This is a genomic window from Sphingobacterium sp. UBA7253 (genome assembly GCF_002472745.1).
Taxonomy (GTDB): Bacteria; Bacteroidota; Bacteroidia; order Sphingobacteriales; family Sphingobacteriaceae; genus Sphingobacterium; species Sphingobacterium siyangense.
Map to the genome: position 1 here is coordinate 4,972 of NZ_DKSP01000035.1, position 8,988 is coordinate 13,959.

At 39.1% G+C, this 8,988-nt stretch carries 7 protein-coding genes and 1 pseudogene; 6 read left to right on the forward strand and 2 right to left on the reverse strand.

The window, feature by feature from the left end; genetic code table 11:
* Nucleotides 1-183 (forward strand): annotated as a pseudogene (locus tag B2X72_RS03345) (IS21 family transposase); the annotation flags it as partial.
* Nucleotides 184-1,569: 1,386 nt separating this feature from the next.
* On the opposite strand, the gene B2X72_RS03350 reads toward B2X72_RS03345, so the two are convergent.
* The gene (locus B2X72_RS03350) at nucleotides 1,570-1,782 is read right to left on the reverse strand and encodes a hypothetical protein (protein ID WP_070569832.1); all 213 of its coding nucleotides are present in this window, start codon (nucleotides 1,780-1,782) and stop codon (nucleotides 1,570-1,572) included.
* Between the two features lie 2,067 nt (nucleotides 1,783-3,849).
* Between B2X72_RS03350 and B2X72_RS03355 the strand changes: the two genes are divergently transcribed.
* A complete protein-coding gene (locus tag B2X72_RS03355) occupies nucleotides 3,850-4,524 on the forward strand; it encodes a hypothetical protein (RefSeq protein ID WP_070569836.1) in 675 nt (224 codons plus the stop codon).
* A gap of 16 nt (nucleotides 4,525-4,540) precedes the next feature.
* On the opposite strand, the gene B2X72_RS03360 is transcribed toward B2X72_RS03355, so the two are convergent.
* Nucleotides 4,541-5,023 carry a tetratricopeptide repeat protein gene (locus B2X72_RS03360; RefSeq protein ID WP_139145090.1) on the reverse strand — a complete coding sequence of 161 codons (483 nt, stop codon included), beginning with the start codon at nucleotides 5,021-5,023 and terminating at the stop codon, nucleotides 4,541-4,543.
* A gap of 225 nt (nucleotides 5,024-5,248) precedes the next feature.
* On the opposite strand from B2X72_RS03360, the gene B2X72_RS03365 reads away from it, so the two are divergent.
* The 4 genes from B2X72_RS03365 to B2X72_RS03380 all read left to right on the forward strand — a co-directional run.
* Nucleotides 5,249-6,448 (forward strand): di-heme oxidoredictase family protein, encoded by a 1,200-nt coding sequence (locus B2X72_RS03365; RefSeq protein ID WP_070569840.1) that lies wholly within the window; start codon nucleotides 5,249-5,251, stop codon nucleotides 6,446-6,448.
* 1 nt (nucleotide 6,449) lies between these two features.
* Nucleotides 6,450-6,893: a Rieske (2Fe-2S) protein gene (locus B2X72_RS03370; RefSeq protein WP_070569842.1), complete on the forward strand. Its 444-nt coding sequence runs from the start codon at nucleotides 6,450-6,452 to the stop codon at nucleotides 6,891-6,893.
* The gene (locus B2X72_RS03375; protein ID WP_070569844.1) at nucleotides 6,886-8,130 is read left to right on the forward strand and encodes a hypothetical protein; all 1,245 of its coding nucleotides are present in this window, start codon (nucleotides 6,886-6,888) and stop codon (nucleotides 8,128-8,130) included. The genes B2X72_RS03370 and B2X72_RS03375 overlap by 8 nt, the downstream gene beginning before the upstream one ends.
* 166 nt (nucleotides 8,131-8,296) lie before the next feature.
* On the forward strand, nucleotides 8,297-8,988 hold a 692-nt coding region (locus B2X72_RS03380; RefSeq protein ID WP_286848263.1), incomplete at its 3' end, for an SDR family NAD(P)-dependent oxidoreductase.

An 8,988-nucleotide genomic window follows, 5' to 3' on the forward strand; every position in this document is an offset into this window, starting at 1 on the left:
GCTTTTCACCCGAGCGATAAAGCTTTGGTGGAAGGAGCTGTCAAGATCATGTATACGGGGATTTTAGCGCCTTTGAGGAAGATGGTCTACCACTCTTTGAAGGAGCTTAATGAAGCTATCCATAGAGAGCTGGAAGCTCATAATAACTGCTTATTACAGGGCCGTAACAATAGCAGACGGTAACAGTTTGAAGAAGTAGAACGGGATGCCCTTGCACAACTTGGCTAAATCAGTATAAAAAAAGGTGAACTAGAATACATATTTCCAGCGTCAAGCCATAACTTATTCAATAAAAAAGACAAGAGCCCCTCGATATCGAAGGGCTCTTGTCTTTTTTATGAAAAATCTTGAGTGGTACCGTGCTCGGAACATGGTTTGAGCACCTCGGGCAATTTATTTGATCATTTAGAGTTGATTTCAAAAAATTACTAGCAAGACCGCTTTTATGTATTGTCAAGATGGAATTACAATTTTTCACAACAGCAGTTTAAAAGATAACATGAAAGATAACGACTGGTGGTATGATGTGCAGATAGAAATTGCCTCCAAATATTCTACGCGAAGATGCCAAGGGAAATAATACTTTCGGAAGCGCTAAGTATGCAGGAAGAGACAAGTAAAGTACGGTTCAAATTTGAAGGAAGATAATGATTGGTTAAGAAGGGAAAAATGAAGTTAAAAACCCGGAAGCGTTTTAGCACTTCCGGGTGAAATGGTCCCATTAATAATACTCAACGCACAATTTTCTATTAAAAAAACCAAATCACACAAATTTATGAGATTTTAATTATTTATCAACGGCAGATGTCTGCGGTTTCTGCTCATTGGTAAATATCCGGGCAGCAATACTCATTAAGGCACTTGCTAACATTATTACTCCTTTTTTTCAGCCTGCTTGCATCGATCGGCATTGCGGCCACCAATACGCCATTGGAAAAGATACTCCGTGAAATCCGGGAGTAAAGCGGCTACGGTTTTATTTTCAGTAGCCGACAGGCGGCGAAGTTCAGGGCGGTTACGATCTATATCAAAAGCGCAAGCAGTTTTTAAGGATCAGCCTCTTATCTGTGAGATCGACAATATTTCTTTCCAGATTCAAGTCTAATACTCTTTAAAAAAATGATTACCACGCAAAAATCGTATTGGGAGTAGCCAATAAAAACTACGGAGAGATTATTTTGAACCGCTTTTCTTCTGCTTATTTATATCCTATTGGCCTCACCAAAGGCTAGCCGCCATCTGTCCATCAATATTATTTTAGAGCTGTCGCAGATTTATCGAATTCGTCAATATGCAATCGTTGCATACATCAATTGCGGATTAAAAGGAAAGTGTCATTTTAATTAATGCACCGAACTTTGGGTGTCCAATGAAGAGATTAGATGTGATGTTGGCCAACTTACTTTAATTTCGGTATCGCATTATAACATGATCTGCATCGTTATAGTTAAATGCCTTAGATGTCTGATAACAAAGCAGTAAAGCAAAGCTGCCCTACACTCCCCGATAGGGGATGATATGTAAAAGTAACAGTCCTGTTATTACAGGACTGTTACTTAAAATAAATCGCTACTTCATGCCATGCTTGTGACTGTGTTTCTTGGTTGCCTCTTCAGCATGATCATTGGCCTTCTTACTGCTCTCAGCTGCCGATTTTGCATGCTCTGCAGCTTTCTCATCATTGCCTTCCTGATGCGCTTTGTGTGCATTTTGATGGTGTTTTGATGCTTCATCATGATGCTTTGCCGCATCATGGTGGTGGTTGTGCTTTGTTTCAGACATAATAAAAAGTTTTAGAGTAGATAGTACACAATCGCGTCACAAAAGTTCGTTGTTTTGTGTTATGGGTTTGTGATTAACATTATTCATGTACATTGCGTTATGTGTAGGGAATTTGCTCAACTGTGATCAGCAAGACGTTACTGGAAATAGAAAAATATGATATCTGAACTGGCTGAAAAAATAAAATCTTTTAACATAGCATTGCATTACAGTTGCTTCGTTGGAGCGGAGTTCGGGTAAATTTTTTAAAGATTAACAGACGACACATAAGAAATTGAAGGTGTCTCCGGTATGTGATCTTCAAAAAGTATAGATGTAAAGAAAGAGTACAGATTTGCTTACCTGCGATAGGATCTTTGATGCGGATTATGGCAATAAAGGCTTTCGGCTGCTTGGTATATGTCATAAAGTATCGTACTGAAAGAAATGTGTTGGATTCCTCGAACTTATTATGGAATTTGAGCGTTAATTTGATAAATGATAGATGACAATTAGTTTGTTGCCGTTAACGTAGTTAAACTGGTTAGTCCATACTATAATATACCCTAAAATATTAACGGCGGGAAGAACTGAACAATTTATTGCGGGTGCCAGTGGTTGTACAGGTTGACATTTATCGATATCTTTTACGGAATTTAGAGCCTACTAGAAGGAGCGTTTAATTAAGGCATTCCAAAAGGAAAAGTTTACTGTCACTTATATTGGGGATGGAGTGAATGATGTGTCTACTATCTATACAGCATTTAACGGCATATCTACCCATAAGGCGGTTGGCGCAGCGCGTGAAGCGGCGGACTTTGTATTGTTGCAGAGGACTTGTCTGTATTGTCCGGTGGAGTACACGAAAGCCGCCCCTGACGAGCAGGTGCGGCAAGTGGTTTCTGATATTGGGGCAGCCTTCGTTTCATGTCAACGTATGGCTCCCTGTACCTGCTTCTACTACGGATTTTTTATGGCTGTCGAATCTAGACACACTTCACGAAATGGTTACTGGAGAATCATTCTTTGTTATGCGATTATCCCCAATATTTTAATACTTATATTTTTCAAATATAGGGCAAAGCACATGAAAGGAGTTAACTGGCCTTATAAAGGAATTGCCTAAAAAATTCCATTATGAAATGAAGACGGTCTATTACATCACGATGTCGGTATTGCTGATTTGCATTCTTTCAAATGCCTATTGTCTACTTATCCTGAAGCATACTACAATACCATTAAAGGTAATTGATATTATAACTCCGGCAGTGGTATTGTTTTATTTAGCATTCATTATTCACCGAAGAAGAACCGACCCAAAAAAACGAAATGAAGAAATCGACCGCCATTTCAGTAAAAATTAAAAGGCGCTAAAAGTTCTCGGACTAGCTGTCACCTTACGAAATCATTATTCAAAGCCAGTTTAATCCTATTCAGCCTCCCGCAAATTTCTCTCAATATCAGTGCCGATATACAAGGTATGCGGAGCCGTGGGCGAAATGCTTTTTCCGAAAACACCTGTAAGCATATTCAGCAAAGAATTTTTAGCCATCCTTATATTCATTATTATTCGATTCCCGTATCAAAGGATTGTTGCCATAGTGAAATGGTAATGCTTTTGCCTATTCCTCCATACAGCAGTTCCACTTTTTGTGCAGCAGGATTGAGCAAAAATGGCTTATAATACAATATTCCTACCAGTACCAGCTCTTAAAAAATAAATGTTCTAGCTAACAGACCATATGAAGAGCCCGAACAATCCTTGCCTATTGCGTTTCTAAGCTGTGTCGTTGTGATCATGCGGGATAAAGACAAAATGGTTGGAAAGACTTATACAGATATTCAATTTATCAGAACATGGGAAAAGGAGCGATTTATATTGTTGAGAGACGAAATACCAAGAGCACTTTCGTCTTAGAGCTTGAACAGGAAATAACATGGCTTGGTTTCAAATTTTAACCGATCTTACTATTAAGCGCTTACATGCTTGCTAATAATTCATTGTTATTAACTTGGCGGTCAATATTGGCTGGAATTTTGATGCTTTAGCTCATTATCCGAAAGGTAACAGATCCAATGATTAATTAAATGGAAAAGTACGTAGTCGATTATAGTGAGATAGCTTATTTCAAAGGAATCCGAATTTTATTCGAACATCTAGAGGAGGGCCTTGATCATGCCGAGAAAAATGGCATTAAAGAAGTTTGCGTATGGACGGATGGCGATTGGAGCAAACAAGTGGTCAATTTAGATTTTCTGAAAGGTCGGGGTTTTATTGAAACTTTTCACTGGCTTGTTCCAATGTCCAAAAAGTCAAACATCGACGGGCTGAAATATCTATCCGAGCTTAAAAACCTGCGCTGGACTGCTGCGGGCGATTTTAAACTTGACCTTTCTATCTTCCCAATTTTGGAGGAACTAAACATAGGTTACGGTCCGAAAATAAAGGGATGGGAACAATTGGTTAAATTAAAGCGGCTACAAATTGCAGCTTTAAAAACAGAAGATCTATCCTTGTTACAACAGGCCCATGACCTGGAATACCTCCGTATAATCGGTGGCTCTATTGTTACAATATCAGGAATTGAAAAGTGTCAAAAGCTAAAGACGCTCTTCCTGCAAAAGTGTACGCAGCTGAGAGGTATTAAAACAACGATTTCGGAATTACATGAATTGGAGCAGTTAAATCTTGAAAGCTGTAAAAACATCGACATCACAAAGGAATTAGCCGGGCATATGGTCAAACATGTTTCAATTATTTAAAGATAGCTGTTCCTGCCTACTTCTTTTTTACAGAACTTTTTTGAGGTTTGTTACTTTGCAAAGCGAGCTTTTTGCGCGCGACTTCTAATCTTTTTCTCCATGTTGCAACCGGTGGGTCTTCATATACAGGTAACCCCTGTTCATTAATTAGCCCCATGCTTTTGGCAAGCTTTAAACTAATATCAGCTGAAGTGGTATTGTCCTTTTGCCATTGACGCCGATCTTCTGCCATTTCTTGTTGATAGGATTCGATTGCTTTACTGATAAGTTCAACTTCCTTTTCATATTTCTTTTGTTTGCGGAACAAAATCATTAAGCGGTTATATGCTACAGGGTAAGTTGGTGCTCTTTTAATCGCTGCGGTATATGATTTTACAGCCTCTTTATAATTACCTTCCTGCTCTAAGGAAAGACCTTTTTCTATCAATTCTTTTAAAGATAATCTTGCTGCCATTTCTCTTAAATAATTAATCAATAGGCGTGCTCCAGTTTGATGCATGTTCGCCCGATTATCGCCAACTCCAACGTTTTTTGTTGTTGATAACTCCTACAACAGGAAACAATCGCTCTATCTGTATTTGGATCGTATTACCCGATGAAATTTATTTTCTAAAGTTAAATAAACCTCTGAGTATATCAAGGCTACAAAAATAGAAAGTGAAAATAATTTTGTTAGATTGATCTAACTTTATATTTTTGTCAATGAATTTTATTTATTAGACTAATGAAAAAGACCTACATTGTATTATTGGGAATCATTACACTGCTAATTGGTATCCAATCTTGTGAAAAATTGGAGCCTGGGGCACCACCTGAAGATGAATTATTAGACGGTCCGATAGAAGGGCTGAATTATGAAGAGAGGCAGCGGTTTTTAAATGGCGATGCTACTTTTAATGATGAGGTTTTTACTGTTGAGAAAGGATTAGGGCCGTTATTTGTATCTAATAGTTGTGTTAGCTGCCATTCAGGGGATGGGAAAGGGCATCCTTTTTCAACTCTGACACGCTTTGGTCAAACAGATGAGACAGGAAATAAATTTCTTCATCATGGCGGCCCGCAGTTGCAGAACCGTGCTATTCCTGGGTATCTGCCGGAAACGATACCGGCCGGGGCAACATTTTCAAAATTTACACCACCGGCAGTTACCGGCTTAGGGTTATTGGAATCTGTTCCTGATGACTTACTATTAGCAATGGCTGATCCGGAAGATGCAGATGGTGATGGTATATCAGGACGGGTAAATTGGATCAACCTTCCCTCGTTTGTAACTCCACGCAGCAATGCTGTTTCCCTTGATGGAAAGTATATCGGAAGATTCGGGAAAAAAGGAAGTGTTTATAATCTTTTACAACAGACTGTTGATGCTTTTGCGCAAGACATGGGTATTGCAACAGTATATAATCCTGTTGATGTTTATTCAGGCGACGAAATTGATCCGGAAATTGAAACTCAAAGAGTAAATGATCTTGCATTCTACCTGAAAACTTTAAAAGCACCGATTCAAAGAAATCAAAATGATCCCGATGTTGTTTACGGAAAATCAATTTTTACTTCTTTAAAATGTACCAGTTGTCATAAACCTCAACTGACTACCGGGGATTCACCAATATCGGCTTTAGCATTCAAGGAATTTTCGCCTTATACAGACCTCTTGTTACACGATATGGGACCAGGTTTAGATGATGGCTATACGGAAGGAACAGCAAGAACGTATGAATGGCGGACTCCACCACTTTGGGGACTTGGTCTTTCTGCTCAATCTCAAGGAGGCAAGTTTTACCTGCTGCATGACGGGCGCGCAAAAAGTATTGAAGAGGCGATAGAAATGCATGGAGGAGAAGCTTCACAGGCTCGACAGCGTTATAGAAATCTTTCCCAGAACGACCAGGCAGCTCTCATTAAATTCCTCAAATCGCTTTAAAATGGACAGGAAAGAATTCATTAAACAATGCGGTTATGCCTGCATTAGTTCCAGCCTTGCCATATTGCTCCTGGAAGGCTGTGCTTCTTCAAAGATCGTTAGTGGTGTTATTGTGGACTCAGATATTGTTGTACCTATCGCTGCTTTTTTAAGCGGTAAAGGAGAAGAATACTATAGAAAGTATATCGTTGTCGACCATACGCTATTAAAATATCCTATCTGTGTATTCAGGTATGGGGAAAATGATTATTCAGCTTTGCTTATGCAATGCACGCACCAGGGGGCAGAGCTCCAGGTGTTTGGAGATCGCCTTCAATGTCCTGCTCATGGAAGCGAATTTGATAACAAGGGCAAAGTTAAGAATGGCCCTGCAGATACGCATTTGCGGACTTTTCCTATAACAATATTCAACAATCAAATTAAAATCTCCCTTAGAAATGTATAAAATAAAAATTTTGTTCATCGTGACATTATTCGTCATGACAGGAACTTCCCAATTGTTGTATGCCCAAATAGATACCTCGCTCTTTAAGCGGGTCGTGCCCTTAGATTCTACAAAAAAAAGCATGAATATGGATGCTATTTATAACCGTCCATTACTATCCTTGGGCAGATTGCCAGTTACTGTAGGTGGTTATATGGAAGCCAACTGGCAGCATATGGGTAAAGATGGAGTTAATGAAGGACATCAATTTCAGTTCAGGAGATTTACCGTTTTTCTTGCTTCAACAATTAGTAAAAAAATCAAATTTATATCCGAACTGGAATTTGAGCCCGCTGATCGTGAAATTTCAGTGGAATTTGCTGCACTTGATATTGAGTTTCATCCGTTACTGAATTTGCGTGGTGGGATGATTGTAAATCCCATTGGGGCCTTCAATCAGAATCACGACGGTCCTAAATGGGAGTTTATAGACCGTCCGATTTCAGCGACCCAAATGCTTCTGGCAACCTGGAGTAACGCAGGTTTCGGCTTGTATGGTAAAAAATATAACGGTGATTGGATGTTTGGTTACGAGGCCTATTTATCCAGCGGATTTGATGGGAGCATTATAAACAATAAACAAAATAGGACTTATTTGCCCGCAGCTAAAGATAACCCGGAACGCTTCGAGGAATCTGTTAGTGGAGAACCTTTGTATACCGGTAAAATAGCTGTGCGAAACAATAAAATAGGAGAATTGGGACTTTCTTACATGGAGGGCGCTTATAATAAATATAGAGATGATGGAAACACCATTGATGACAGGAGAACATTAAACATATTTGCTTTAGACTTTAATACTACCGTTCCCCATTTAGAAACTTTTGTTACCGGAGAATGGGCATGGGTACATGTTGATGTTCCTCGTAATTATACCCAGCAATATGGCAATAGACAGTATGGCGGCTTTGTTGATATTGTTCAGCCAGTTTTAAAAAGAAAAATGTTAGGGTGGGAAAATGCGACTATCAATCTCGCTTGCCGCCTGGAATTTGTAGACTGGAATGTCGGAAGATTCAATGAAACCGGTGAAAAAATAGGTGACCAAACCTGGAGCATGATGGGAGCAATCAGTTTCCGACCTAATGCCCAAACGGTATTAAGACTTAATTACAGGCACCAGCAAACAAGAGATTTATTAAATAATGCTCCTACATTGATGGGGGGATTAAGCTTTGGTATTTCCACATATTTTTAATCATCCGCAATGGTAGGTTTCAATTGTTAAGTGAAGCTAAGAAGTAGCAATCACTAAAAATTCACTATAATATCTGGTTAAAATTAGCTTAAGGAATTTCGCGAATCGTTTCCTCGTTTCGACTAAAAAATACCTCATTTTGACTTAAAAGTGTACAGGTCAATATATGACATTTGTATCATTAAAAATAATAATAAATATGCAAACAGAACAGAAGATTGCGCTTGTGACAGGAGCTAACACCGGAGTTGGCTTTCAGATTGCTAAAGCTTTAACAGAAAACAACTATATCGTTTTTATAGGTGCCAGGAGTATTGAAAAGGGCAAACATGCAGCCTTACAAATTGGAGAAAACGCCGTTGCCATTGAATTGGATGTAACTAAACAAGACACCATTGATGCAGCTGCTAGAGAGATACAGCAAAAATTTGGACGGCTTGATTTATTGGTAAATAATGCAGCGATTTCTCATGCTGGCAAACCCGGTAGAACCGTTGAAGAAATTCTGGCGAGTAATCAGGCAACTGCGCTTAGCGAAATACGGACGGTTTGGGAAACCAACGTGTTTGGTGTAGTTGCCGTAACACAAGCTTTTATTCCCCTATTAAAAAATGCCAAAGCTGCACGTATCGTTAACGTTTCAAGCGGAATGGGATCTTTGACATTAAACTCCAACCCGGACTTTATTTTCCGATCAGGTTTTGATGCTGTATATTCTACCTCTAAAACGGCGCTAAATGCCATTACACTTGCTTTTGCTATCGAACTTGAGAAAGCAAATATTAAAGTTAATGCGGTAAGTCCAGGCTATACGGCAACGGCTTTAAATAATTTTCAGGGAACCGATACACTTGAAGA

Coding starts and splice junctions, on each gene's coding strand:
- B2X72_RS03350 (WP_070569832.1), bottom strand. CDS start 1,782: ATGTCTGAAACAAAGCACAACCACCACCATGATGCGGCAAAGCATCAT.
- B2X72_RS03355 (WP_070569836.1), top strand. CDS start 3,850: ATGGAAAAGTACGTAGTCGATTATAGTGAGATAGCTTATTTCAAAGGA.
- B2X72_RS03360 (WP_139145090.1), bottom strand. CDS start 5,023: ATGCATCAAACTGGAGCACGCCTATTGATTAATTATTTAAGAGAAATG.
- B2X72_RS03365 (WP_070569840.1), top strand. CDS start 5,249: ATGAAAAAGACCTACATTGTATTATTGGGAATCATTACACTGCTAATT.
- B2X72_RS03370 (WP_070569842.1), top strand. CDS start 6,450: ATGGACAGGAAAGAATTCATTAAACAATGCGGTTATGCCTGCATTAGT.
- B2X72_RS03375 (WP_070569844.1), top strand. CDS start 6,886: ATGTATAAAATAAAAATTTTGTTCATCGTGACATTATTCGTCATGACA.